At 62.1% G+C, this 26,713-nt stretch carries 18 protein-coding genes and 3 rRNA genes; 16 read left to right on the forward strand and 5 right to left on the reverse strand.

The annotated features are described in order from the left end of the window. The first annotated feature begins 81 nt into the window (after positions 1 to 81). The 6 genes from JMY29_RS07795 (at position 82) to rrf (ending at position 10,962) form a co-directional block, all read left to right on the forward strand. The gene (locus JMY29_RS07795; RefSeq protein ID WP_189076075.1) at positions 82 to 738 is read left to right on the forward strand and encodes a DNA-3-methyladenine glycosylase; all 657 of its coding nucleotides are present in this window, start codon (positions 82 to 84) and stop codon (positions 736 to 738) included. 122 nt (positions 739 to 860) lie between these two features. Further along, a complete protein-coding gene (locus JMY29_RS07800; RefSeq protein ID WP_189075774.1) occupies positions 861 to 3,089 on the forward strand; it encodes an ATP-binding domain-containing protein in 2,229 nt (742 codons plus the stop codon). 37 nt (positions 3,090 to 3,126) lie between these two features. Continuing rightward, on the forward strand, positions 3,127 to 4,437 hold the full coding sequence (gene tyrS / locus JMY29_RS07805) for a tyrosine--tRNA ligase (RefSeq protein WP_189075773.1): 1,311 nt from the start codon (positions 3,127 to 3,129) through the stop codon (positions 4,435 to 4,437). Between the two features lie 1,048 nt (positions 4,438 to 5,485). Beyond that, positions 5,486 to 7,004: ribosomal RNA gene (locus tag JMY29_RS07810) — 16S ribosomal RNA — on the forward strand. Between the two features lie 545 nt (positions 7,005 to 7,549). Continuing rightward, positions 7,550 to 10,693 (forward strand): 23S ribosomal RNA (locus JMY29_RS07815). Between the two features lie 152 nt (positions 10,694 to 10,845). Then, positions 10,846 to 10,962: ribosomal RNA gene (gene rrf / locus JMY29_RS07820) — 5S ribosomal RNA — on the forward strand. Together the 16S, 23S and 5S rRNA genes form the textbook arrangement of a ribosomal RNA operon. 242 nt (positions 10,963 to 11,204) lie before the next feature. Here the strand turns inward: rrf and JMY29_RS07825 are convergent. Beyond that, the gene (locus JMY29_RS07825) at positions 11,205 to 12,314 is read right to left on the reverse strand and encodes a hypothetical protein (RefSeq protein ID WP_229778593.1); all 1,110 of its coding nucleotides are present in this window, start codon (positions 12,312 to 12,314) and stop codon (positions 11,205 to 11,207) included. Between the two features lie 54 nt (positions 12,315 to 12,368). Between JMY29_RS07825 and JMY29_RS07830 the strand changes: the two genes are divergently transcribed. The 9 genes from JMY29_RS07830 (at position 12,369) to xerD (ending at position 21,589) form a co-directional block, all read left to right on the forward strand. Then, positions 12,369 to 13,193, forward strand: coding sequence for a tetratricopeptide repeat protein (locus tag JMY29_RS07830; protein WP_227453629.1), 825 nt, complete (start codon positions 12,369 to 12,371; stop codon positions 13,191 to 13,193). After that, positions 13,186 to 14,163, forward strand: coding sequence for an HAD-IIA family hydrolase (locus tag JMY29_RS07835; RefSeq protein WP_189075754.1), 978 nt, complete (start codon positions 13,186 to 13,188; stop codon positions 14,161 to 14,163). Before JMY29_RS07830 ends, JMY29_RS07835 begins: the two co-directional genes overlap by 8 nt. Before the next feature lie 18 nt (positions 14,164 to 14,181). Beyond that, positions 14,182 to 14,442: a hypothetical protein gene (locus JMY29_RS07840; protein WP_039240682.1), complete on the forward strand. Its 261-nt coding sequence runs from the start codon at positions 14,182 to 14,184 to the stop codon at positions 14,440 to 14,442. 3 nt (positions 14,443 to 14,445) lie between these two features. Next, positions 14,446 to 15,258: a TlyA family RNA methyltransferase gene (locus tag JMY29_RS07845; RefSeq protein WP_189075753.1), complete on the forward strand. Its 813-nt coding sequence runs from the start codon at positions 14,446 to 14,448 to the stop codon at positions 15,256 to 15,258. A 13-nt stretch (positions 15,259 to 15,271) separates the two neighbouring features. Then, entirely contained in the window at positions 15,272 to 16,303 is a 1,032-nt protein-coding gene (locus JMY29_RS07850) for an NAD kinase (protein WP_026267372.1), read from the forward strand. 3 nt (positions 16,304 to 16,306) lie between these two features. Beyond that, positions 16,307 to 18,046, forward strand: coding sequence for a DNA repair protein RecN (gene recN, locus JMY29_RS07855; RefSeq protein ID WP_189075752.1), 1,740 nt, complete (start codon positions 16,307 to 16,309; stop codon positions 18,044 to 18,046). Positions 18,047 to 18,190: 144 nt separating this feature from the next. Then, positions 18,191 to 19,936 (forward strand): CTP synthase, encoded by a 1,746-nt coding sequence (locus JMY29_RS07860; protein ID WP_039240685.1) that lies wholly within the window; start codon positions 18,191 to 18,193, stop codon positions 19,934 to 19,936. Positions 19,937 to 19,964: 28 nt separating this feature from the next. Continuing rightward, entirely contained in the window at positions 19,965 to 20,627 is a 663-nt protein-coding gene (locus JMY29_RS07865; protein ID WP_018779240.1) for an NUDIX domain-containing protein, read from the forward strand. Between the two features lie 2 nt (positions 20,628 to 20,629). Further along, positions 20,630 to 21,589, forward strand: a complete 960-nt coding sequence (gene xerD, locus JMY29_RS07870; RefSeq protein ID WP_189075772.1) for a site-specific tyrosine recombinase XerD — start codon at positions 20,630 to 20,632, stop codon at positions 21,587 to 21,589. Positions 21,590 to 21,651: 62 nt separating this feature from the next. On the opposite strand, the gene JMY29_RS07875 is transcribed toward xerD, so the two are convergent. Beyond that, positions 21,652 to 22,419: a hypothetical protein gene (locus JMY29_RS07875; protein ID WP_189075751.1), complete on the reverse strand. Its 768-nt coding sequence runs from the start codon at positions 22,417 to 22,419 to the stop codon at positions 21,652 to 21,654. A gap of 56 nt (positions 22,420 to 22,475) precedes the next feature. Here JMY29_RS07875 and JMY29_RS07880 point away from each other — a divergent pair, with 56 nt between their 5' ends. After that, a complete protein-coding gene (locus JMY29_RS07880; protein ID WP_189075750.1) occupies positions 22,476 to 22,973 on the forward strand; it encodes an 8-oxo-dGTP diphosphatase in 498 nt (165 codons plus the stop codon). Positions 22,974 to 23,050: 77 nt separating this feature from the next. On the opposite strand, the gene JMY29_RS07885 is transcribed toward JMY29_RS07880, so the two are convergent. The 3 genes from JMY29_RS07885 to JMY29_RS07895 form a co-directional block, all read right to left on the reverse strand. Further along, complete coding sequence (locus tag JMY29_RS07885; protein ID WP_018779244.1) at positions 23,051 to 24,190, reverse strand: bifunctional 2-methylcitrate synthase/citrate synthase; 1,140 nt, start codon at positions 24,188 to 24,190, stop codon at positions 23,051 to 23,053. A 77-nt stretch (positions 24,191 to 24,267) separates the two neighbouring features. Next, a complete protein-coding gene (prpB, locus tag JMY29_RS07890; protein WP_064723236.1) occupies positions 24,268 to 25,173 on the reverse strand; it encodes a methylisocitrate lyase in 906 nt (301 codons plus the stop codon). After that, entirely contained in the window at positions 25,174 to 26,694 is a 1,521-nt protein-coding gene (locus tag JMY29_RS07895; RefSeq protein WP_189075749.1) for an MmgE/PrpD family protein, read from the reverse strand. It lies immediately after the preceding gene. Positions 26,695 to 26,713: the final 19 nt, after the last annotated feature.

Consider the following 26,713-nt stretch of genomic DNA (forward strand, 5'->3'; position numbering starts at 1 on the left):
AGCCGCCCCGGGTCGGTGCTAGCGGAAATCGGACATGTCCGTTACGGGGGTTGTTGCTAGGGTCTGGTCATGAGTTCGTCCATGGAGAATGGTGTCAGCGACCCGGTGGAAGTGCGTAGCTTCCTTGAGGGCGACCCCCGTGTGATCGCCCCGCTGATCCTTGGCGCTGTACTGACCCACAACTCGGAAGCGGGCCCGGTTTCCGTCCGCCTGACGGAAGTCGAGGCCTATATGGGTCCCAAGGATTCCGAACACCCCGACCCCGGTTCGCACACCTTCGGCGGCCCCACGGCCCGGAACGCGCCCATGTTTGGACCGCCGGGATTTCTCTACATCTACTTCACCTATGGCATGCACTATTGCGCCAACATCGTTTGCGGACCCGACGGTTCACCCTCGGCTTTGCTCCTGCGGGCGGGAGAAATCGTCGACGGCGAAGGCCTCGCCGCCGTCCGAAGACCGGCCTCGAAAGCACATAAGGACCTGGCCAGCGGACCAGCCAGGCTCGCCTCCGCACTGGGACTGACGACGTCGGACACCGGCCGTGACGCGCTCGCGGAACCCTTCAGCTTGTGGTTGCCTGCAGTTCCGGCGGCGGCAGTGGCCAGCGGTCCCCGCGTTGGAGTGGCGGGACCGGGCGGCACCACCGAGTACCCGTGGCGTTTTTGGATCGAGGATGACCCGACTGTGTCCAGGTACAAGGCGGCCCGGCCCAGAAAAAGGCCTGCATCCGGGTAACTTTCCCCTCCGGCAGTACGACTTTCCTGTGACGCAGTCCGAGGTATGACTTGTACCCCACGCGTTTACCAAAATCGCTGTAGAATGGTAGGTCTGTCTTTTGCGATAGGGGTTACGGTTCGATGCACGACGCTGATTTGGTCCACGAGCAGGAATACGTTGCCGGGCTTTACGCCCGGCTCGATGAGCTGCGCGCTGAAAAGCGCGCCCAGCTGGCGCAGGTGCGCAAGGCAGGCGCGGTGGGAACCATGCAGAACGTCTCAGAGCGTGACGCGTTCGCTGCCCTGTACGAGGACCGCCTTGCCCAGCTCGACGCCGTCGACGACCGCTTGGTCTTCGGCCGCCTCGACCTGGATTCCGGAGAGGCGCAGTACATCGGTCGCATCGGCCTGTCCACGGCCGACCTCCAGCGGCTCATGGTCGACTGGCGTGCGCCCGAAGCCGGCCACTTCTATCAGGCGACCGCGTTCGACCGCCAAGGTGTGCGCCGCCGTCGTCACTTGATCCTTCAGGGACGCGACGTCAAGGCGATCGAAGATGACGTCCTGGACGCGGGGATGCTGGCCGACAACGACTCCCTCCAAGGCGAAGGCGCGCTGCTGGCCGCGCTGAATTCGAAGCGTACGGGCCGGATGTCGGACATCGTGGGCACCATCCAGTCCGAACAAGACAGGATCATCCGTTCCTCCATTTCAGGGGCGCTCGTTGTTCAAGGTGGTCCCGGTACGGGTAAGACCGCTGTTGCCCTGCACCGCGCGGCCTACCTGCTCTACACGCACCGCGACCGGCTCAAGAGCGCCGGCGTCCTGCTGGTGGGACCGTCGTCGTCGTTCATGCACTACATCGAACGCGTGCTCCCGTCCCTCGGTGAGACAGGGGTGGTCATGGCCAGCCTCGGCCGCCTGATGCCCGGCATCAACGCCGTCCCCGAGGAAAACGCCGACGTCGATGCCCTCAAGGGCAAGCTCGACATGGCCAAGGTGGTGGCCAACGCTGTGGCGAACCGGCAACGGACACCTGCCGAGGACCGCATCCTGGAAGTCGATTCACGGAAGCTGACGCTCACCGTGCGCCAAGTGCGCCGTGCCCGCGAAAAGGCTCGCGCCACCGGCAAGCCCCACAACGAAGCACGCCTGACGTTCGTCAAGATTCTCCTGCGCGAGCTCACCGAGCAGCTGACGGACCTCGTCGAGGAATCGAACATCGGCAACAACGCCGATCGCGCCTACCTTGCCGAGGACGTTCGCTCTGCCAGGGACGTCCGGATCGCGTTGAACTTGTGCTGGATGCCGATGACGCCGGAGAAGCTCATCTCGGAACTCTTCAGCAAGCCCGCCATCCTTGAAGCGTGCACGCCGCACCTGACGCCCGAACAGCGTTCGTTGCTCCAGCGGCCTGTCGACGCGCCGTGGACCGAAGCAGACGTTCCGCTCCTGGATGAGGCCGCCGAACTTCTGGGCGAGCTGGATCCGGCAGCCGGCAGGGGATTGGCCCAGCAGGAAGCTGACCGCGCTCGTGACCTTGCCAATGCCAAGCAGACCCTGGCCAACATGGAAGCCATGGGCGTCGACGTCCTGGTCACGGCCGAAGAGCTCGCGGAGCAAAACCAAGAGCGCGAAGGCCGGTTGACCGCTGCCGAGCGCGCCACGAGCGACAGGTCGTGGGCCTTCGGCCACATCGTAGTTGACGAGGCCCAGGAGCTCTCACCCATGCAGTGGCGCCTGTTGGTGCGCCGCTGCCCGTTGAAGTCCTTCACCATCGTGGGCGACATCGCCCAGACGAGTGCCGCAGCCGGTGCCAATTCGTGGCAGAGCGCATTGGCGCCGTCGTTCGGTGACCGCTGGACGCTGGAGGAATTGACGGTCAACTACCGCACGCCGTCACAGATCGCAGAAGCTGCCGTCCGCATGGCCAACCGGGCCGGGCTGGTGGTCTCAGCCCCGAAGGCGGTGCGCGAGGGCAAGTGGTCACCCATCGTTGACCGCGTGGAGCCGGACGGTATTGTGCAGCGCCTGGTGGACGTCCTGCCCGAGGAGGTGGAAGCGATCGACGGCGGCCTGCTGGCCGTCATTGCCGACGGTCCCTTGCTGCCGCAGGCAACCGCGGCCTTGAAAGAGGTCTACGGACGCCGTATCGGTGCCGGAGCAGGCAGCTACGAACAGGACATCGTGGTCATCAGCCCCAAGGAAGCGAAGGGGCTGGAATTCGACGGCGTGGTGGTCCTTGAACCGGCGGCGATGCTCAACCACGAGCACGGCAAGGTAGGCGACCTCTACGTTGCCATGACCCGGGCCACGCAGCGTCTGCGCCTCATCGCGGCCGCGCCGGTGCCTGCCGGTATCGAGCGCTAGGCAAAACCGTCCCCGCAACCCTGCTAACTTAGATCTCGTGTCACACGTAAACAACCTCGAGTCCCAGCACAACGATCCCGCCTTTGCCAACATCTGGCAGGAACTTACTTGGCGCGGCCTGGTCCACGTTTCCACTGATGAAACGGAACTGGAAAAACTGCTCGCCGGGGACCCGATCACGTATTACTGTGGCTTCGATCCCACGGCGCCGTCACTGCACTTGGGCAACTTGGTGCAGTTGCTGCTGATGCGTCGCCTGCAGTTGGCCGGCCACAAACCCCTCGGTTTGGTGGGCGGTTCCACCGGCCTGATCGGCGACCCGCGTCCGACGGCGGAGCGCACCTTGAACACCAAGGACACCGTGGCCGAGTGGGTGGGTTACCTGCAGGGCCAGGTTCGCCGCTTCCTCAGCTTTGAGGGTGACAACGCTGCCCGCATGGTCAACAACCTTGACTGGACTGCGCCCCTGAGTGCCATCGACTTCCTCCGGGAAATCGGCAAGCACTTCCGCGTGGGCACCATGCTCCGCAAGGACGCTGTTGCCTCGCGCCTGAATTCCGACGAGGGCATCAGCTACACCGAGTTCAGCTACCAGATCCTGCAGGGCATGGACTACCTCCAGCTCTTCCGCGACTACAACTGCGTCCTGCAGACCGGCGGTTCGGACCAGTGGGGCAACCTCACCAGCGGAACCGAGCTCATCCGCAAGGTGGAGGGCAAGAGCGTGCACGCCCTGGGTACGCCGTTGATCACCAACTCCGACGGCACCAAGTTCGGCAAGAGCGAAGGCAATGCTGTCTGGCTTGACCCGGACATGTGCAGCCCGTACACCTTCTACCAGTTCTGGCTGAACACGGCGGACGCTGATGTCGTGGATCGCCTTAAGGTGTTCACCTTCCTCTCGCGTGCCGAGATCGAAGCGTTGGGCGAGGCCGTGGCGGAACGTCCGTTTGCCCGCGAAGGCCAGAAGAAGCTTGCCTACGAAGTGACGTCGTTGGTCCACGGAGTCGACGCCACGGAGAAGGTCATCGCTGCCTCCGCTGCCCTTTTCGGGAACGGCGACCTCACGGTTCTGGACGAGCGCACCCTGGAGGCGGCCACTGCGGAACTTCCTTCGGCGACGATCAACGCTGACGGCCTCGGCATCATCGATCTCCTGGTTGCGTCCGGACTTTCCGAGAGCAAGTCGGCTGCCCGACGGACAGTTGGCGAAGGTGGTGCGTACGTGAACAACACCAAGGTGTCCGATCCCGACGCCGTCATTGCCCGGGACGAACTCCTTCACGGCCGCTACTTGCTGCTCCGCCGGGGCAAGAAGAACCTGGCCACGATCGAGGTCTCGGCCTAGGTTCCTTGGCAACCCAGCTCTGAAAGGGCCGGCGACCGTTATGGTTGCCGGCCCTTTTTGTGTTTAAGCGCGGGTTGTTCAGTTCCTCAGGCCGGTGGGGCTTGTCGCGGAGAGGTGGCTGTCGGGGAGGGGTGGCTGTCGCGGAGGGGGCGGTCATCCTCTGCGCGCTCGGTCGTTCCTCCCTTGGACGCGCGCTGCCGGATAACCGCCGCCTCTTTCCGACGCTCGCTCACATCCCTAGCGCTTGCGTGTGACCCTTGCTCACATCCCTAGGGTTTGAATCGGACGCTCGCTCGCATCCCTCGGGATTGAATCGGACGCTTGCTCATATCCCGCGGGTTTGAGGCGGTCGCTTGCTCATATCCCGCGGGTTTGAATCGGACGCTTGCTCATTTTCTTCGACGCTCTCTCACTTTGGTGGGGGAGCGTTGTTGTTTTGGTGTCGGGTGTCGTCTTTGGGTGTTCGACGGCGGTTGTTGGGTTGGGTGCGTGGGTGTCCGGGGGTGTGGGTGGGTTGTGATGGGGTTCACGGTGGTTGTTTTGGTGGGTTTGGGGGTGGTTTGTTGGGTTGGTGGGGTTGTTTGGGTTGTGTTTGCGGGGTTTTTGGGTGGTGTTGGGGTGGATTTGGTGTGGGGGTGGGGCGCGTGTAAAGTTATTCGAGTCGCCGCCGCTGATGCGGAAAGATAGCGACCGACTCCCTTTCAAATCACCGGTTCCGGTTGTGCTTTTGTGTGCTTCTGGTGGGTGGGGGAGGCCCGGGTTTGGTTTGCTTTATGCGGCCGGTTCGGGTAAGTTTGGAAAGTTGCTCCGGAGCGATCCTGGACCCTGTGGGGTGTGGGTGGTGCCGGTAGTGTCTGTTGTTTGAGAACTCAATAGTGTGCCAAGTTTGTTGATACCGATTGTTTTATTGATTGGTTGAAATTTTGCCAGGTTGCTGCGCACCCCCGTGTGTGGTGGTCTGGTTTTCAGCTGGTTTCGAATTTTGTGCAGCCGCGTTTTGCCGTTATTTCCGGTGGGTGTGGTTGTGTCTGTTTGATTTTGTTTTACTTCAACGGAGAGTTTGATCCTGGCTCAGGATGAACGCTGGCGGCGTGCTTAACACATGCAAGTCGAACGATGATCCCAGCTTGCTGGGGGATTAGTGGCGAACGGGTGAGTAACACGTGAGTAACCTGCCCTTGACTCTGGGATAAGCCTGGGAAACTGGGTCTAATACCGGATATGACTCCTCATCGCATGGTGGGGGGTGGAAAGCTTTTGTGGTTTTGGATGGACTCGCGGCCTATCAGCTTGTTGGTGGGGTAATGGCCTACCAAGGCGACGACGGGTAGCCGGCCTGAGAGGGTGACCGGCCACACTGGGACTGAGACACGGCCCAGACTCCTACGGGAGGCAGCAGTGGGGAATATTGCACAATGGGCGCAAGCCTGATGCAGCGACGCCGCGTGAGGGATGACGGCCTTCGGGTTGTAAACCTCTTTCAGTAGGGAAGAAGCGTAAGTGACGGTACCTGCAGAAGAAGCGCCGGCTAACTACGTGCCAGCAGCCGCGGTAATACGTAGGGCGCAAGCGTTATCCGGAATTATTGGGCGTAAAGAGCTCGTAGGCGGTTTGTCGCGTCTGCTGTGAAAGACCGGGGCTCAACTCCGGTTCTGCAGTGGGTACGGGCAGACTAGAGTGCAGTAGGGGAGACTGGAATTCCTGGTGTAGCGGTGAAATGCGCAGATATCAGGAGGAACACCGATGGCGAAGGCAGGTCTCTGGGCTGTAACTGACGCTGAGGAGCGAAAGCATGGGGAGCGAACAGGATTAGATACCCTGGTAGTCCATGCCGTAAACGTTGGGCACTAGGTGTGGGGGACATTCCACGTTTTCCGCGCCGTAGCTAACGCATTAAGTGCCCCGCCTGGGGAGTACGGCCGCAAGGCTAAAACTCAAAGGAATTGACGGGGGCCCGCACAAGCGGCGGAGCATGCGGATTAATTCGATGCAACGCGAAGAACCTTACCAAGGCTTGACATGAACCGGAAAGACCTGGAAACAGGTGCCCCGCTTGCGGTCGGTTTACAGGTGGTGCATGGTTGTCGTCAGCTCGTGTCGTGAGATGTTGGGTTAAGTCCCGCAACGAGCGCAACCCTCGTTCTATGTTGCCAGCGGTTCGGCCGGGGACTCATAGGAGACTGCCGGGGTCAACTCGGAGGAAGGTGGGGACGACGTCAAATCATCATGCCCCTTATGTCTTGGGCTTCACGCATGCTACAATGGCCGGTACAAAGGGTTGCGATACTGTGAGGTGGAGCTAATCCCAAAAAGCCGGTCTCAGTTCGGATTGGGGTCTGCAACTCGACCCCATGAAGTCGGAGTCGCTAGTAATCGCAGATCAGCAACGCTGCGGTGAATACGTTCCCGGGCCTTGTACACACCGCCCGTCAAGTCACGAAAGTTGGTAACACCCGAAGCCGGTGGCCTAACCCTTGTGGGGGGAGCCGTCGAAGGTGGGACCGGCGATTGGGACTAAGTCGTAACAAGGTAGCCGTACCGGAAGGTGCGGCTGGATCACCTCCTTTCTAAGGAGCTGCTTGCAATGATTGGTGCCCTGCATGGGGTGTCTGGTTGTTGTCAGTGTTGCCCATTGCGCAGGCGTTTGTTCTGCGGTGGGTGCTCATGGGTGGAATATCAACGAATCATTTTTTTGGCATGGCTTTCGTGGTTGTGTCCTGGTGCTAGTACGGCGGTTCGTGCTCCTGCTTTGTGTGGGGGTGTGGGTTGTTGGGAACGTGTCCGGGGTGCGGCTGGTGGGGGTTGTGTTTGGCGCACTGTTGGGTCCTGAGGCAACAGGACCTTTTTGCAGCAATGCAGGGGGGCACTTCTGGTGTTTCTTTTGTTCCTGCAGCCGGTTCCTCCGGTCTTTGTGTTGCGGCCTGCGTGTGTGGGTTGTGGCGGGTTGGGGGGTTGGTTGATGGGGTTGTTGTTTGAGAACTACATAGTGGACGCGAGCATCTGGGACATACACGCTTTGGTGTGTGTGTTCCATACAGCAATTTCTTATGAATGAACCTTGGGCCGTAGTGGCTCGTGGTTCTCTCGAGTAAGTTTTTGATCATGTTTGTGTGGTCAAGTTTTTAAGGGCACACGGTGGATGCCTTGGCATTAGGAGCCGAAGAAGGACGTAGGAATCTGCGATAAGCCTGGGGGAGTTGATAACCGAGCGTTGATCCCAGGATGTCCGAATGGGGAAACCCCGCACAACGCTGTCATGGTGATTGTGTGACCCGCATCTGAACACATAGGGTGCGTGGGGGGAACGCGGGGAAGTGAAACATCTCAGTACCCGCAGGAAGAGAAAACAAGAGTGATTCCGTTAGTAGTGGCGAGCGAACGCGGATCAGGCTAAACCGTTTCCATGTGTGATAGCCGGCGGGCGTTGCATGGGCGGGGTTGTGGGACTTTCCGTTCTGGTTCTGCCGGGCCAGTGAGGTGAGAGTGCGTGCATAGGTGAACGGTCTTGAAAGGCCGGCCAGAGAGGGTGTGAGCCCCGTAACCGTAATGTTGTGTGCCGCCTGGAGAGTATCCCAAGTAGCACGGGGCCCGAGAAATCCCGTGCGAATCTGTCAGGACCACCTGATAAGCCTAAATACTTCCTAATGACCGATAGCGGACCAGTACCGTGAGGGAAAGGTGAAAAGTACCCCGGGAGGGGAGTGAAACAGTACCTGAAACCGTGTGCTTACAATCCGTCGGAGCAGTCTTGTTACTGTGACGGCGTGCCTTTTGAAGAATGAGCCTGCGAGTTAGTGTTACGTCGCGAGGTTAACCCGTGTGGGGTAGCCGTAGCGAAAGCGAGTCTGAATAGGGCGAGTGTAGTGGCGTGATCTAGACCCGAAGCGGAGTGATCTACCCATGGCCAGGTTGAAGCGACGGTAAGACGTCGTGGAGGACCGAACCCACTTCAGTTGAAAATGGAGGGGATGAGCTGTGGGTAGGGGTGAAAGGCCAATCAAACTCCGTGATAGCTGGTTCTCCCCGAAATGCATTTAGGTGCAGCGTTGCGTGTTTCTTGCCGGAGGTAGAGCTACTGGATGGCCGATGGGCCCTACAAGGTTACTGACGTCAGCCAAACTCCGAATGCCGGTAAGTCAGAGCGCAGCAGTGAGACTGTGGGGGATAAGCTTCATAGTCGAGAGGGAAACAGCCCAGACCACCAACTAAGGCCCCTAAGCGTGTGCTAAGTGGGAAAGGATGTGGAGTTGCGAAGACAACCAGGAGGTTGGCTTAGAAGCAGCCATCCTTGAAAGAGTGCGTAATAGCTCACTGGTCAAGTGATTCCGCGCCGACAATGTAGCGGGGCTCAAGTACACCGCCGAAGTTGTGGATTTCACACAGTACCCTAGCCTTCGTGGTTCAGGGGTGTGGAGTGGTAGGGGAGCGTCGTGTGGGCAGTGAAGTCGCGGTGGAAACCAGCGGTGGAGCCTACACGAGTGAGAATGCAGGCATGAGTAGCGAAAGACGGGTGAGAAACCCGTCCGCCGAATGATCAAGGGTTCCAGGGTCAAGCTAATCTGCCCTGGGTAAGTCGGGACCTAAGGCGAGGCCGACAGGCGTAGTCGATGGACAACGGGTTGATATTCCCGTACCGGCGAAAAACCGCCCATGCCAAGCGGGGGATACTAACCGCCCGGAGCCTGCCCGCTCACCCTTGTGGTGTTGTGGGTTTTGGCCGAGCGCGGGACCTGATCCCGGGAGGTAAGCGTATTAACAGGTGTGACGCAGGAAGGTAGCCGGGCCGGGCGATGGTTGCCCCGGTCTAAGGATGTAGGGTCAGGGATAGGCAAATCCGTTCCTGTGTGCTTCGAGCACGTTCCTGAGATCTGATGGGACTCCCGTAAGGGGGGATCCGGTGATCCTATGCTGCCAAGAAAAGCATCGACGCGAGGTTTTAGCCGCCCGTACCCCAAACCGACACAGGTGATCAGGTAGAGAATACCAAGGCGATCGAGAGAATTATGGTTAAGGAACTCGGCAAAATGCCCCCGTAACTTCGGGAGAAGGGGGGCCTGCCCCGTGATGGAGACTTGCTCTCCGTGAGCGGGTGTGGGCCGCAGAGACCAGGGGGAAGCGACTGTTTACTAAAAACACAGGTCCGTGCGAAGTCGCAAGACGATGTATACGGACTGACTCCTGCCCGGTGCTGGAAGGTTAAGAGGACCGGTTAGCCACTTGTGGCGAAGCTGAGAATTTAAGCCCCAGTAAACGGCGGTGGTAACTATAACCATCCTAAGGTAGCGAAATTCCTTGTCGGGTAAGTTCCGACCTGCACGAATGGAGTAACGACTTCCCCGCTGTCTCAACCATAAACTCGGCGAAATTGCAGTACGAGTAAAGATGCTCGTTACGCGCAGCAGGACGGAAAGACCCCGAGACCTTTACTATAGTTTGGTATTGGTGTTCGGAGTGGCTTGTGTAGGATAGGTGGGAGACGTTGAAACCCGGACGCCAGTTCGGGTGGAGTCATCGTTGAAATACCACTCTGGTCACTTTGGACATCTAACTTCGGCCCGTGATCCGGGTCAGGGACAGTGCCTGATGGGTAGTTTAACTGGGGCGGTTGCCTCCTAAAAAGTAACGGAGGCGCCCAAAGGTTCCCTCAGCCTGGTTGGCAATCAGGTGTCGAGTGTAAGTGCACAAGGGAGCTTGACTGTGAGAGAGACATCTCGAGCAGGGACGAAAGTCGGGACTAGTGATCCGGCGGTACATTGTGGAATGGCCGTCGCTCAACGGATAAAAGGTACCTCGGGGATAACAGGCTGATCTTGCCCAAGAGTCCATATCGACGGCATGGTTTGGCACCTCGATGTCGGCTCGTCGCATCCTGGGGCTGGAGTAGGTCCCAAGGGTTGGGCTGTTCGCCCATTAAAGCGGTACGCGAGCTGGGTTTAGAACGTCGTGAGACAGTTCGGTCCCTATCCGCTGCGCGCGCAGGAAATTTGAGAAGGGCTGTCCTTAGTACGAGAGGACCGGGACGGACGAACCTCTGGTGTGTCAGTTGTACTGCCAAGTGCATCGCTGATTAGCTACGTTCGGATGGGATAACCGCTGAAAGCATCTAAGCGGGAAGCTCGCTTCAAGATGAGATTTCCATACACATTATGTGTGAGAGGCCCCCAGCCAGACCACTGGGTTGATAGGCCGGATGTGGAAGCGAGGACTAAAGACTCGTGAAGCTGACCGGTACTAATAGGCCAACAACTTACACCACACACAAAACACTGCACGCGTCCACTATGTGGTTCCCGAACAACAACCGTTCCAGGAACCAACAACAACAACAACTACATAACACCACAGTTGTAACCACAAAGCTTCCCACCCACCCCCACACCAACGCGGGGCCGGGACGGGTAACAGAGTTACGGCGGTCATAGCGTGGGGGAAACGCCCGGTCCCATTCCGAACCCGGAAGCTAAGACCCACAGCGCCGATGGTACTGCACCCGGGAGGGTGTGGGAGAGTAGGACACCGCCGGACAACCATTAACGAAGAGCCCCAACCACGGTTGGGGCTCTTCCATTTAACAAACACAACCCCCACACAAGCACCGGCCCTGCCCCTCGTGGCAGTTCCTGTGGGCCTTCGTGCTTGTGAGACTTGCCACGGGTGCCCCAAATCGGGGTTCCACGTTCGGGACTGATGGCGGGGTCGAATAGAATTGACTGAGATATACGAGTCGGGAGCTTCGGGCTGCCGGCGGCGTGACAACGAAATAAGGGTTATGAGCGACTACGCACGCGCCAGTGGTCGGCTCGCAACAGGAGGAATCCACCATGGCTGAGCACAACGGCGGCAATCGCGGCGGCAATCGCGGAAACTTCGGCGGGAACCGGGACGACCGCGGTTCGTACCGCCCCAACAACAATTCCGGCGGAGATCCTCGCGGATTCCGTTCCAGGGAAAACCGGGACAGCAACGATCGTCCGGGTCGTGATGGTGAGCGTCGTCCTTTCAACAACGATCGTGGTGACCGTCCGGCCCGTGATGGTGAGCGTCGTCCTTTCAACAACGACCGTGGTGACCGTCCGGCCCGTGATGGTGAGCGTCGCTCCTTCGGTGGGGATCGTGATCGAAAGCCGTTTGGTGATCGTGGTGACCGTCCGGCTCGTGATGGTGAGCGTCGTTCCTTCGGTGGGGATCGTGATCGAAAGCCGTTTGGTGATCGTGGTGACCGTCCGGCCCGTGATGGTGAGCGTCGTTCCTTCGGTGGCGACCGTGACCGCAAGCCCTTTGGTGACCGCCCCGAGCGCGGCCCGCGGAACTTTGACGGTCCTCGTCGTGATGGCGATGACCGCCGTCCCTTCAACAACGATCGTGGAGATCGCAAGCCTTTCGGTGACCGTCCGGCCCGTGATGGTGAGCGTCGTTCCTTCGGTAGCGACCGTGACCGCAAGCCTTTCGGCGACCGCCCCGAGCGCGGCCCGCGGAACTTTGACGGTCCTCGTCGTGATGGCGATGACCGCCGTCCCTTCAACAACGATCGTGGAGACCGCAAGCCTTTCGGTGACCGTGCGGCCCGTGATGGTGAGCGTCGTTCCTTCGGTGGCGACCGCGATCGCAAGCCCTTCGGTGACCGCAAGCCTTTCGGTGACCGCCCCGACCGTGGCGACCGCCCCGACCGTGGTGACCGCCCCGCCCGCGGTGACCGTCCGGCCCGTGATGGTGAGCGTCGCTCCTTCGGCAGTGACCGCGGCAATTCCTGGGAAGAGCGTCCTGCACGGGTCCCCAACGCCAAGGACATCCGCAGCGCAAACCGTCCTGACCGCGAACGTTCCCCCGAGATCGATGACGACGTCACGGGCAAGGAACTCGACCGTGCCACGGGTCACCAGATCAAGACCCTTGAAGAGCAGAGCGCAGGCTGGGTTGCAAAGCACCTGGTCATGGCCGGGCGCCTGATCGACATTGAACCGGAGCTTGCGTTCCAGCACGCCCTGGCTGCAAGCCGCCGCGGTGGCCGTCTCTCGGCTGTCCGTGAAGCTGTGGGTCTGACGGCTTACGCTGCCGGCCACTATGGCGAGGCACTGCGTGAATTCCGTACCTACCGCCGTATCAGCGGATCGAACGTACACCTGCCCGTAATGGCCGACTGCGAACGTGGCCTCGGCCGCCCGGACCGTGCATTGGATATGGTCCGTTCGCCCGAAGCCCAGGATCTTGACGCTCCGGGCAAGGTGGAGCTGGCGATTGTGGCGTCCGGTGCACGCACGGACCTGAATCAATTGGACGCTGCTGTCAGCGAGCTTGAGATCCCGCAGTTGGACATCAACCGGGCGTTCTCCTACAGCCCCCGTCTCTTCCGTGCTTACGCTGAGGCACTGAGCGCTGTTGGCCGTACTGAGGAAGCCGACAAGTGGGCCCGTCAGGCCCTCGTGGCCGAGAATGCTTTGGGCGTTGGCGATTTCGCTGAGCCTGAGATTCTTGACCTCGGCTGGGATGAGCAGGAAGAAGAAGCCGAACGCAGGCCGCGCTTCAAGACGCCGGCCCCGGAGGCCGACGTCGCAACGGCAGAAGCCGCGACAGCACAAACCGAAACGGTCATCGTGGAAGCCGCAGCTGCTGATGTTGAGCACGACGAGGTTGAACTTGATGACGCTGAGTCGGACTACTTCGAGTCGGATGACGCCGAGTCGGACGTTGATTCCGTCGAGGACGAGGAAGAGCACAAGGAAGCAGACAACGAGGGTACCGACTCCCAGCATGGCTGATTCACTGATCTCGAGGTTTGATGCTGTCCTGTCGGACCTGGATGGCGTGGTCTACGCTGGACCGCACGCCATTCCGGGCGCCATAGAAGCGCTGCAGCGGCTGGCGTCCGTGGGGGTTGGTCTGGGTTATGTCACCAACAACGCATCCAGGACCCCCGCCCAGGTCGCCGCGCATCTGCGTGAGCTCGGTGCGCCGGCTGAGGACCATCAGGTAGTCAGTTCCTCGCAGGCAGCAGGGGAGCTCCTGGCTTCCATGCTTCCCGCGGGGGCGCATGTCCTCATCACAGGCAGTGCGGCGTTGGCCCATGAGATCGAATTGGTGGGACTCAAACCGGTGCACAGTGCCGCTGAGTCTCCGGTTGCTGTCGTCCAGGGGTTCAACCCGGACATCGGTTGGAAGGATCTGGCCGAGGCGTCGTACGTGGTGGCCGGGGGAGCCATGTGGTTCGCCACCAACACGGACATGTCCATTCCTCAGGCACGCGGCATGGCGCCGGGCAACGGAACCCTCGTTGCCGCCGTCGCTGCTGCCACAGGGAAGTCCCCGTTGGTGGCGGGGAAGCCGGAAGCGCCGTTGTTCCATGCGGCAGCCAAGCGACTCAAGGCGGACCGGCCACTGGTGGTGGGCGACCGTCTGGACACTGACATCCTGGGCGGCAACCGTGCAGGATATGCGACGGCGGCCGTCCTCACCGGTGTTGACACCAAGCACACCATCCTGGCTGCAAGGACCGATGAGCGTCCCGACTACCTGCTGGCGAACCTCGAGGACCTCTACGCTCCGTATCCCGGAATTATCGACGACGGCGGCTCGTTCCGTTGCGGGTCGGCGTCGGCGGTTGCTGATGGCGGTACGGTGACGGTGACCGGCGAAGAGGGCGATCTCGACGCATGGCGCGCCGCTTGCGCGGCATGGTGGGCAGCTGTCCCGTACGCGTCGACAGCGCAGGCGCCGCAGCTGGAATGGTGAACTAACTAGACTGGTGCGATGACCGTGCCGAACAGTTCACCCGAGCCCGGGACGCCCGAGCCCGAAACCCGCGACATCCAGTGGCCTGACGACTCCGAGACCACCGGCGACGCACTCGTCGACAGGGCCCTCGGCTTGCTCGAAGGAGTCCGGGAAGCACCCATAGCAGAGCACGGTGAACTGTACGCCGGAATTCACGACTCCCTCTTGGCGGCGTTGGACGCGGAACCTGGACTCCCTGCCGCGCCGAGGCCCATCACCCCGGAAGGCGACAGCTAACGCATGGCACGACTCGATCAGGAACTTGTCACCCGCGGGCTGGCGAGGTCCCGTACCCATGCGGCCAAGCTCATCAGCGATGGCAAGGTCAGCTCGTCCGGCAGCGTCCTCGCCAAGGCGGCCCTGCAGGTCGACGCTGAGACGGAGCTTTCCGTCGAGGCCCATCTCGAAGACATCTACGCCAGCCGTGCCGGTCACAAACTGGCCGGCGCGCTGGAGGCCTTTCCCGCCGTCGCGGTGGCAGGGAAGCGGTGTCTCGACGCCGGTGCCTCCACCGGTGGTTTCACCGACGTGCTGCTCCGGCAAGGTGCAGCGCGGGTTGTGGCGGTCGACGTCGGGCACGGACAACTGGTGCCGCACCTTCGGGACGATCCGCGCGTGGACGTCCATGAGGGCCTCAACGTCCGGTACATGACCCCGGAGCAGATCGGCGGCACGGCCGCGCTGACTGTCGCGGACCTGTCCTTCATCTCGCTGACGCTGGTGGTGGCGCCCCTGGCGTACTGCACTGATCCAGGCGGTGACCTGGTCCTCATGGTCAAGCCCCAGTTCGAGGTCGGCAAGGAACGGCTGAGCCGGACCGGCGTTGTTTCTTCCGACAATGAACGACGCCGGGCTGTTGCCCAGGTTGCCCGGGCTGCGGTTGATTCGGGGTTGGATCTACGGGGCCTTGCGGCCAGTCCGTTGCCGGGCCAGGACGGAAATGTTGAATACTTCCTGTGGATGACGCGCCGGATGTCGGCTGCGTTGCCTAAGATCGAAGAGCGGGACCAGCACGTAGCTGCCTTGTTGAAGAACCTCTGGCCAAACCACTAGAAAGCAGAACCCGATGAGCAGGCGTGTACTTGTCCTTGCCCACACTGGGCGGGAGGAATCGCTCCGCGCTGCATGGGATGCCTGTACGCAATTGCACTCGTCAGGTTTGGTTCCTGTGCTGCAGAAGTCCGAACTTGCAGATATCGAGCGGTTTTTCGGTGCTTTGGACACCCCGATTGAGATTTTGAACGACCACGTCAGCTTGGAGGACGTGGAACTTGTCATGGTCCTGGGTGGCGATGGCACCATCCTGCGCGCCGCTGAGCTGGTCCGCGAGGTGGACGTCCCTCTGCTTGGGGTGAACCTTGGGCATGTGGGCTTCCTGGCCGAAAGCGAACGGGCTGACCTCGCCCAGACGGTGGAGTGGATCGCGAGCCGCCAATACACGGTGGAAGAGCGCATGACCATCGACGTCCAGGTATGGATCAAGGGTCAAAAGATCTGGCACACGTGGGCTTTGAACGAGGCAGCCATCGAGAAAGCCAACCGGGAGCGGATGCTGGAGGTGGTGACGGAAGTGGACGAGCGTCCCCTGACCTCCTTCGGCTGTGATGGCGTGGTGATGGCTACCCCCACCGGGTCCACTGCCTACGCTTTCTCGTCGGGCGGACCCGTGGTGTGGCCGGAAGTTGAAGCGCTCGTGATTGTCCCCATCAGCGCACACGCACTATTCGCCAAGCCCTTGGTGGTCTCTCCGCGCTCCAAGCTGGCTGTTGAAATCATGAACCGCACGGATGCCCTGGGTGTTCTCTGGTGCGATGGGCGGCGCTCAGTGGATCTGCCGCCCGGTGCCCGGGTGGAGGTAACCCGATCAGCTACTCCGGTGCGGCTTGCCCGGACCCACAAGACGCCGTTCTCGGCCAGGCTCGTGCGTAAGTTCGAGCTTCCGATCCATGGCTGGCGTGGTCCGGCCCCCCGGAGCGGCGAAGTCCACACAGGTCCCATCCCTGTGATCCGGACCTTGTCGCCGGCTCCCTTGCCCAGTCCGCGGGATGTTGACAGTCCCCAGGACGGTGAACCTTCCGACCCCACGAATGCGAAGTGAACCATGCTTGAAGAACTCCGAATCCGTGACCTGGGCGTCATCACTGACGCTGCCCTGCCGCTGGGCCCTGGCCTCAGCGTCGTCACCGGCGAGACCGGTGCCGGCAAGACCATGGTGGTGACCGCCGTCGGGCTCCTTCTCGGTGCCCGATCGGATGCCGGGGCCGTCCGGAGTGGCGCCAAGTCCGCGTCGGCTGAGGCCGTGTTGAAGCTTGATCCCGCGCACAGTGCTGTGCAGCGGGCCAAGGACGCGGGGGGAGACGCCGAGGAGTTCGACGGCGTGGCTGAACTCCTGCTGGCCCGCACGGTGGGCGCGGATGGACGCAGCCGTGCGTATGTTGGCGGGCGCGCGGCACCGGTAGGGGTGCTGGCCGAGCTGGGGGAGAGCCTGGTGGTGGTCCATGGCCAATCGGACCAGATCCGGTTGAAGAGCGCGACGGCACAGCGTCACGCTTTGGACCGCTTTGCCGGAGCGCCCCTGGCCAAAATCCTGGGGGAGTACCAGGAGAAGTACAACCACTGGAAAGCTATCCAGTCGGAGCTGGAGACTTTGCGGAGGGAAGCCCGCGAACGCTTGCGCGAGGCCGAATCGCTGGACGCGGCCCTCAAGGAGATCGACGAGGTGGATCCGCAGCCGGGCGAGGACGAGACCCTCAAGGCCGAAGCCGTGAAGCTGGCCAACGTCGAAGAACTAAGGCTTGCTGCAGCAGCGGCCCACGAGTCGCTCATTGCCGAGGAATTCGGTGAGTCTGGAGATGCCACCACCATGGTGGATGCGGCGAAGCGGACGCTGGAGCATGTTGCCGAGCACGATGAAGAGCTGCGCTCCGCTGCTGCACGGCTGGCCGAGGTGGGCTTCCTTCTCAACGACATTGCAGCGGAGCTTTCCAGCTACCAGGCAGCGCTTGATACGGAAGGCCCTGAACGCCTTTCCGAAATCGAGGACCGCCGCGCGGCCCTCGCCAAGCTGATTCGCAAGTATGCGCCCAGCATTGACGAGGTACTTGAGTGGGCCGCTGCAGCCCGGACCCGCCTGGACGAGCTTCAGGATGACTCCAGCCGTATCGAATCCCTCGACGCCGAGGTGGCCTCCACTGAGGTGGCGCTCCGCAAGCAGGCGGCGGCTATCAGCAAGGCACGTGCCAAGGCCGCCAAGGACCTGTCCGGACGCGTGAGTGCGGAGCTCAAGGCACTGGCCATGGCCGATGCAACCCTGGTGATCGAAGTGGAAAGCACCGATTCACTGGGCCCTTGGGGAACCGACGAGATCGCTTTCCTCCTGCAGCCGCACTCGGGGGCTCCTGCCCGTCCGCTGGGCAAAGGAGCCTCCGGAGGTGAACTGTCCCGGGTCATGTTGGCGATCGAGGTTGTCCTGGCCGCCGTGGACCCGGTCCCGACCTTCGTCTTCGATGAGGTGGACGCAGGCGTGGGCGGCCGCGCCGCCGTCGAAATCGGCCGTCGGCTCGCCATGCTGGCACGGCACGTCCAAGTGCTGGTGGTCACCCATCTGCCGCAAGTGGCAGCTTTCGCCGACCAGCACATCCGCGTCACCAAGACCTCGGTGCGGGGTTCGGACGGCAAGACGGCCACCGGCTTCACTTCCAGCGACGTTCAGCTCCTCAGCGACGACGAACGCGTCAAGGAGCTGGCGCGCATGCTGGCAGGCCAGGAAGATTCCGAATCCGCTCAGGCCCACGCCCAGGAGTTGCTGGATGATGCGAAGCTCCTGCCTCAGAGTGCCTGATGCCGCAGCGGTGCGGTGCGAAACGCGATGCGAGCACCATCACATCAAGAGGCTTTTGGCCGCCCGGCTCTTGATTGGAACGCGGTCCTGGGCAACCATTGACCATTTGGGGAATCCGAACAGGACGCTTGGAAGGCGTAATTGATGATAAGCTCGAATTCCGTGGTGCAGCGATCAAATTCCCGTGTAAATTCCCGGTTCCCGGGCTCGTCCAAGACGACCAAACACATCTTCGTCACCGGTGGTGTGGCGTCCTCGCTCGGTAAGGGTCTGACGGCTTCCAGCCTCGGCCACCTGCTGCGGGCACGCGGTTTGTCTGTAACTATGCAGAAGCTCGATCCCTACTTGAACGTGGATCCGGGCACGATGAACCCCTTCCAGCACGGCGAAGTATTCGTGACGGATGACGGCGCCGAAACCGACCTCGACATCGGACACTACGAGCGCTTCCTCGATGAAAACCTCGAAGGTTCGGCCAACGTCACAACCGGCCAGATCTACTCCACCGTTATCGCCAAGGAACGCCGCGGCGAATACCTGGGAGACACTGTCCAGGTCATCCCGCACATCACGGATGAAATCAAGCGCCGCATGCGCCTTCCTGCCGAAGGCAAGAACGCTCCGGACGTCATCATCACCGAAATCGGTGGCACCGTGGGCGACATCGAATCCCAGCCGTTCCTGGAATCGGCCCGCCAGGTCCGCCAGGATGTGGGACGCAACAACGTCTTCTTCCTGCACGTTTCCCTGGTGCCGTACATCGGCCCCTCCCAGGAACTGAAGACCAAGCCGACGCAGCACTCCGTAGCGGCCCTCCGTTCGATCGGTATCCAGCCTGAAGCCATCGTGATCCGTTCGGACCGTGAAGTCCCCGAAGCAATGCGCGAGAAGATCGGCCGCATGTGCGACGTCGACATCGACGCTGTGGTTAACGCCGCAGACGCACCCAGCATCTACGACATCCCCAAGACCCTGCACTCCCAGGGCCTGGATTCCTACATCGTCCGCGCGCTGGACCTGCCGTTCAAGGATGTCGACTGGAGCAAGTGGGACAAGCTGCTTGAAGCTGTCCACAACCCCAAGCACGAAGTCGAGATCGCTTTGGTGGGCAAGTACATCGACCTGCCCGACGCGTACCTCTCGGTGACCGAAGCCCTCCGCGCCGGTGGTTTCGCCAACGAGGCAAAGGTCAAGATCCGCTGGGTACCTTCGGATGAGTGCGAGACCCTGGCCGGTGCTACAAAGTCCCTGGCCGGCGTCGACGCCATCTGTGTTCCCGGCGGCTTCGGCATCCGTGGGCTTGAAGGCAAGCTGGGTGCTTTGAAGTTCGCCCGCGAATCCAAGCTTCCGGTCCTGGGCCTGTGCCTCGGCCTGCAGTGCATGGTCATCGAGTACGCCCGTAACGTGGTTGGCCTTGAGGGCGCTTCCTCCAGCGAGTTCGAACCCGATTCCAAGTACCCGGTCATCGCCACCATGGAAGAGCAGCTGGACATTGTCGATGGCAAGGGAGACCTGGGCGGCACCATGCGCCTTGGCCTGTACGAAGCCAAGCTGGACGAGGGCTCGGTCATTGCCGAGACCTACGGCACCACAACGGTCAGCGAACGCCACCGCCACCGCTACGAGGTCAACAACAAGTACCGTGACCAGATCGCCGCAGAAGGACTGGTCTTCTCCGGTACCTCTCCTGACGGCAAGCTGGTGGAGTACGTGGAGCTTCCCCGCGAAGTCCACCCGTACTACGTGGCAACCCAGGCGCACCCGGAGCTCAGCTCCCGCCCGACGCGCCCGCACCCGCTGTTCGCAGGTCTGGTGAAGGCTGCGCTCGAGCGTCGTGAAGGAGCCCCCGTTGCCACCAAGACCGGCGACCGCACGGTAGCAGCCAAGTAAACAGCAAGCACTAACGAAGGACGGCGCGATGCCCGGTATTTCTGAAACCCCCCGCACATCAAGGCAGGTTTCGGACATGCCGAGCCCGCGCCGTCTTTTGTCTACCAGCAAGGTTTACGAAGGACGCATCTGGGACGTGGTCAGTGACTCGTTCCAACTCAGTGAGGGCACGAACACCCTGGTCCGCGACTACATCGACCACCCAGGTGCAGTAGCGGTGCTTCCCATGAACGTCGACGGGGAAATCCTGCTGTTGAAGCAATACCGTCACCCTGTGGGCATGGACCTCTGGGAGATACCGGCCGGTTTGCTGGACGTGGAGGGTGAGGATTTCGTGGTGGGTGCTGCCAGGGAACTTGCCGAGGAAGCTGACCTTGTGGCGGCGACGTGGAATGTCCTGGTCGACTTCTTCAACTCGCCCGGCTCCTCCAGCGAGGCAGTCCGCATCTACCTGGCGCGCGGGCTGCGGGATGTTCCCGAGGCCGAGCGCCACGTCCGTACGGACGAGGAAGCGGAGATCGAACTCCACTGGGTTCCGCTGGAAGATGCGGTCAAGGCCGTCCTGGAGGGGCGCCTGCACAACCCCTCCGCGGTGCTGGGCATCCTTGCCGCCGCTGCAGCGAAGGCCGACGGATTCACCAGCCTCCGCCCTGCCAACGCGCCGTGGCCGGCACACCCGAGCCAGCGCTGAGCATGACCGAAGCCGCTGCCCGACCCATCAACGGGATTGACCGTGCGGTAACGGATTACCTGCAGCACGTTGGCGTGGAGCGCGGCCTGGCGGCGAACACCTTGGCTGCCTACCGCCGTGACCTGGCCCGATACTCCAATTTCCTTGCCTCGCAGGGGGTGGAGCAGCCCGGCGACGTCACACGCCATCATGTGACAGCTTTCGTCCAGGCGTTGTCCGACGGATCGGATGGAGGCGCGGTCCTGGGTGTCCGCTCAGCGGCGCGCACCGTGGTTGCCGTCCGCGGACTTCACAAGTTTTGGGCGTTGGAAGGGACTACGACGGCGGACCCCGCCAGCGATGTCCACCCGCCCATGCCGGGCAAACGGCTTCCCAAAGCCATCAGCGTAGGAGAAGTGACGCGGATCCTGGAGGCTGCAGGTTCGGACACGGCCACAGGGCTCAGGGACCGGGCGCTTCTTGAGTTCCTCTACTCCACCGGAGCCCGCATCAGCGAGGCCGTCGGGCTGGACGTGGACGATGTCTCGTTGGAAAACCCTGGAGCCGGTCCGGCGATCGTACGGTTGTTCGGCAAAGGTTCCAAGGAACGGTTGGTGCCGCTGGGATCATACGGTGCCCGCGCCGTCGGAGCTTATGTCGTCCGGGGTCGGCCCTTGCTTGCCTCCAAGGGCAAAGGCACCCCGGCGCTGTTCCTCAACGCCCGTGGAGGCCGGATCAGCCGGCAAAGCGCATGGACCATTCTGAAAACGGCGGCCGAGAGGGCGAACATCACCAAGGATGTCTCGCCGCACACGCTGAGGCACTCGTTCGCCACGCACCTGTTGGAGGGTGGCGCTGATGTAAGGGTGGTGCAGGAGCTGCTGGGCCACGCCTCCGTGACCACCACACAGGTGTACACCCTGGTCACCGCCGACACCCTGCGCGAGATTTACGCAGCGGCCCACCCCAGGGCGCTCGGCTAGTAATCTTCGGCTGGTAACCCTCGGCTGGAAACCGTTACTGGAACCACTCCGCCGGAAGCAGGTTACTCCAGAACGTTCAGCGTCAATTCGACGGCGTCCACGAACAGCGCCAACAAAGAAGTTCCCAGTCCGGCCACCAGCAGCAAACCCGGATGGGCGAGTCCCACCACCACGCGCTTCAGCCGTGGACGTCCCCGCAGGAACTTCTTGGGAACCCTGGTCTTGACCGGCACCTGCCGCCAACCGCGCAGCCGCCGCAGGAACCAGGCACACCGCACAATGAAGGCCATCCAGAGCACGGAGAGCACCAGGGGAACGGCCGCCAGCATGAGGTTGAAGCCAAGGGCAGTGACTTCCTTCTCCGAGTCGCCGATTACTGACTGGACAGTGGTGGAGATGGACGCGCTCATCACCACTGACGCAGCCCACACCATGAAGGCCGCCACCAATGCCAGGAACCGGACAAAGAAGTGTCCGAGCACCGTCGCGTCGACCGCGCGGAGATGGCTCCGTGGGGTGGCGTGCAGCACCACCAGCGTGGAGATCAGCGTCGGCAAGGCAGCAACCAGGACCAGCAGATACCAGGTCCAGCCGGCCAGGTCCAGCAGTTCGTCCAGGACAATGAGCCCAGCCCAGAGAAGGGTCCACGCCCACCCGGCGTTCAGCGGATGAGCCACAAGCCAGCGCGGGAGCCAGGCGTCCCGTTCGGCTTTGGCTTCGGCGCCTTTGACTGTTGTCCCGTCCCGGGTGCTTTCCGCTGTGGACGGCATCCCGCCAACCTCATCGACGGCGGCCGCTTTGGCGCCCGCTTCACCCCCACCTTCGCTCATGGGCTCACTGTAGCAATGGCGGCAACGGCTGGGGAGATCAGGTTAAGGTAGGCAGCATGACTGCAGCCCAGGTGACTTTGTGCTTCCTCCTCCGCGACGGTGCGGACGGCGAATACGTACTTCTCGGCACCAAGAAGACCGGCTTTGGCCGGGGAAAAGTAGTGGGCGTAGGCGGACACGTCGAAGTGGGGGAGACTGCATCCGAGGCCGCCTGCCGTGAGGTGATGGAAGAAATCAACGTGGTGGTCCATGCGCATGACCTGATTCCCGCGGGAACCGTAGACTTCGTTTTTCCGGCCAGGCCCGAATGGAACATGGCCACCACGGTCTTCCTCACCCGTGCCTGGGAAGGCGAGCCCTCCGAGAGCGAGGAGATCGCTCCGGCGTGGTTCCCCGTTGGCCGGCTTCCGGTGGAGCGGATGTGGGCAGATGCCGAGCATTGGTTGCCCGCCATGATTTCCGGTCAGCGCATCGCCGTGCGCGTCGACCTGGCGGAAGACAACGAGAATGTCGCTGAGGTCCACACTGTGGAGTGGGCGGAACCTGAGGCCTAAAGAGTACGACGTCGGGCCGGTCGCCTTTCGGTGACCGGCCCGACGTCGTACTTACCGCTTTTGGCGCCCAAAAAGCCTTACGGAACGTGGCGCTCTTCGGGTCCGTTGTATTCGCTCAGCGGGCGGATCAGGGAGTTCGAAGCCACCTGCTCCATGATGTGCGCGGTCCAACCGGTGATGCGGCTGGCGACGAACAACGGTGTGAAGGTTTGGGTGTCGAAGCCCATGAGGTGGTACGTGGGTCCGGCAGGGTAGTCAAGGTTGGGCTTGATGGCCTTGGCCTCGTCCATGGCCTGCTCCAAGCCGTTGTAAAGACCGAGGAGCTCGGGTCGTCCGTAGTGGGCGATCATCTTGTCCAGGGCGGCCTTCATGGTGGGCACGCGGGAGTCGCCGTGCTTGTAGACGCGGTGCCCGAAGCCCATGACCTTCTTCTTCTGCGCCAGCGCGTCTTCCATCCACGTCTTCGCCCGGGAGGCGGCTTCTTCGAGGGACTCCTCGCTGCGGATGCCGATTTCGTCGAACGTGTGCATCACGGCCTCATTGGCGCCGCCGTGCAGCGGGCCCTTGAGTGCTCCGATGGCTGCGGTGACAGCCGAGTGCAGGTCCGAGAGCGTGGAGGTGACTACGCGGGCGGTAAACGTCGAAGCGTTGAAGGAGTGCTCTGCGTAGAGAATCATCGAGACGTTGAAAGCCTCCACTACCTCGGGCACTTGTTCTTCGCCGAAGGTCATCCACAGGAAGTTGGCGGAGTAGTCCAGGTCCTCGCGGGGTTCCACGGGTTCCTGACCGTGGCGGCGGCGCTGGTCGTAGGCGACGACGGCGGGCATGGCAGCCCACAGGTCGATGGCTTTCTTCATGTTGGCTTCGGGTGATGAATCCTCGGCCAGCTCGTGCCGGGCGCCGAGTACGGACGCGGCGGTGCGGCACACATCCATGGGGTGTGCTGTGGTGGGCAGGGCATCGATAACCTGCTTCACTACCGGGTCCAGCGCGCGGCCCGCGCGCTCGCGGGCGGTGAATTCGGCCAACTGTGCCTCGTTGGGCAGTTCTCCGTTCCACAACAGATAGGCGACCTCTTCGAAGCTGCATTTGGCGGCCAGTTCCTGGACCGGGTATCCGCGGTACAAGAGCGAGTTGGTGTCCGGGTTGACCTTCGAGACGGCGGTGTAGTCCACCACGACTCCGGCAAGGCCCTTTTTGATGTCAACAGCTGCCATGCTGCTCTCCTTCGTTCATAGTGCAGGTGCACCGGGTCGATCCGGAACGCCTGCGTTCCCCTTGATGAATCCGGAACCTAGCGGACGCCAGGAACCTGGAAGTTGAAAACGCCGGTATCGAATTGGTTGTATGCCTCGTAGTCGACGAGTTCGTAGAGGCGCGCACGCGTGAGCATGTTTTCCACTTGCGCTTCTTGGGTCCCCGCAGCCTTAATCGATTCCAGAGTACGCTCTGCAGCGCCCATGGCAATGCGGAGGAGCGTGACGGGGTAAATGACCATGTTGACGCCCACCCCTTGGAGCTGGTCGACGGTGAAGAGCTCGCTTTTGCCGAACTCGGTCATGTTGGCCAGGATCGGAACGTCCACGGCGTCGCGGATGGCTTGGAATTCGTCCAGGGTGGCCATGGCTTCAGGGAATATTGCGTCGGCGCCGGCGTCTACGAGGGCTTTGGCGCGGTCTTGTGCTGCCTGGATTCCTTCTACGGCGCGGATGTCGGTGCGGGCCATGATGAGGAAGTTCGGGTCCCGGCGGGCGTCTGCTGCGGCGCGGATGCGTTTGGTGGCGGTGTCGATGTCGACGACGTTCTTGCCGTCCAGGTGTCCGCAGCGTTTCGGGTTGAACTGGTCCTCAATGTGGCAACCGGCCAGGCCTGCGTTTTCGAGTTCCTGGATGGTGCGCGCCACGTTCATGGGCTCGCCGAAGCCGGTGTCCGCGTCCACCAGCGACGGCAAATCGGTCATGCGGGCGATCTGTCCGGCGCGGGTGGCTACCTCGGTCAGGGTAGTGAGCCCGATGTCCGGCAGGCCGAGGTCATTGGCGAGGACGGCGCCGGAGATGTAGACGCCGGCGAAGCCTTTCTCTTCGATGAGCCGGGCGGAGAGCGGGTTGAAGGCGCCCGGGAACTGCTGCACGGTCCCGGAGGCCAGCAGTTCCCGGAGTTTCAGCCGCTTCTGTTCGGGGGTGACTTTGGAGTACAGCATTTAGAACAGTCCCTTGGGTGCGTTGTTGAGGTTGATCACGCCGGGGGCTGCGGTGATGTTCAGCTGGTCCAGTTCGCCTTCGCCCAGTTCGGTGACGCGTTCGACGGCGGCGAGGAACCTTTCGATTTCGGCTTCCTCCACGAGCCCGGCAGCAAGCGTGCGGAACTTGTGGATGTATTGCTCGCGGGCGAACGGCCGGGCACCGAGCGGGTGGGCGTCGGCTACGGCGATCTCGTCCGTGACAACCGACCCATCCGTGAGTGTGATGACAACAGTGCCGCCGAAGGCTTTTTCCGCGATGTCCAGGGAGTGGTAGCGGCGGGTCCATTCCGGGTCCTCCACAGTGGTGACCTTGTGCCAGAGTTCCACAGTGTCCGGGCGGGCGGCGCGTTCGGGGGCGTAGGAGTCCACGTGGTGCCACGCGCCGTCCTGCAGGGCGACGGTGAAGATGTACGGGATGGAGTGGTCCAGGGTTTCGCGGGATGCCGTGGGGGAGTACTTCTGGGGGTCGTTCGCGCCGGAGCCGATCACGTAGTGCGTGTGGTGGCTGGTCTTGATCAGCACCGATTCCACGTTGGCGGGGTCGGTGGTTTCGGGGTGCTCGCGGTGCAGTTTGCGGGCGAGGTCGATCCAGGCCTGGGCCTGGTACTCGGCGGAATGTTCCTTGGTGTAGGTGTCCAGGATGGCGCGCTTGGCTTCACCGGGCAGCGGCAGCGGGACCTCGTAGGAGGCGTCCGGTCCGTCGAGCATCCAGGCGATCACGCCATCTTCGCCTTCGTAGATCGGCACAGGGGAGGTCTGTCCGCGCATGGAGCGGTCCACGGCTTCGATCGCCATCTTGCCTGCGAACGCCGGGGCGTGGGCTTTCCAGGTGGAGATTTCGCCCTTGCGGGATTGGCGCGTGGCGGTGGTGGTGTGCAGGGCCTGGCCCACGGACTGGAAGATCGTCTCGACATCCAGCCCCAGCAAGGTGCCGATGCCTGCGGCGGCCGATGGGCCGAGGTGGGCGACGTGGTCGATCTTGTGCTTGTGCAGGCAGATGGCCTTGACCAGGTTCACCTGGATCTCGTAGCCGGTGGCGATGGCACGGACCAAGTCAGCGCCGTTGGAGCCAACGTGCTGGGCAACGGCCAGGATCGGCGGGATGTTGTCGCCCGGGTGGCTGTAGTCGGCGGCCAGGAACGTGTCGTGGTAATCGAGTTCGCGCACGGCTACGCCGTTGGCCCAGGCAGCCCACTCCGGAGAGACCTGCTCAGTGATGCCGAAGACGTGGGCACCCTTGCCGTTGGCGGAGGGGCCGTGCGTCAGGGCCTGTGCACGGGCTGCGACGATCGGTGCCCGGTTCAGCGAGGCGATGGCAACGGAAGCGTTGTCGATGATGCGGTTAATCACCATGTCGGTGACCTCCGGGGTGACCTCGACGGGGTCGGCGGCGACCACGGCGATCTTGTGCGCCAGCTGCTCCTCCCGGGGAAGGTTCTCCTCGGACTTGTAAACACGGACGTGGTTGGACTTGACCATGGTGCTCCTTCTGGTGGGA

Source organism: Paenarthrobacter nicotinovorans (assembly GCF_021919345.1).
Classification (GTDB): domain Bacteria; phylum Actinomycetota; class Actinomycetes; order Actinomycetales; family Micrococcaceae; genus Arthrobacter; species Arthrobacter nicotinovorans.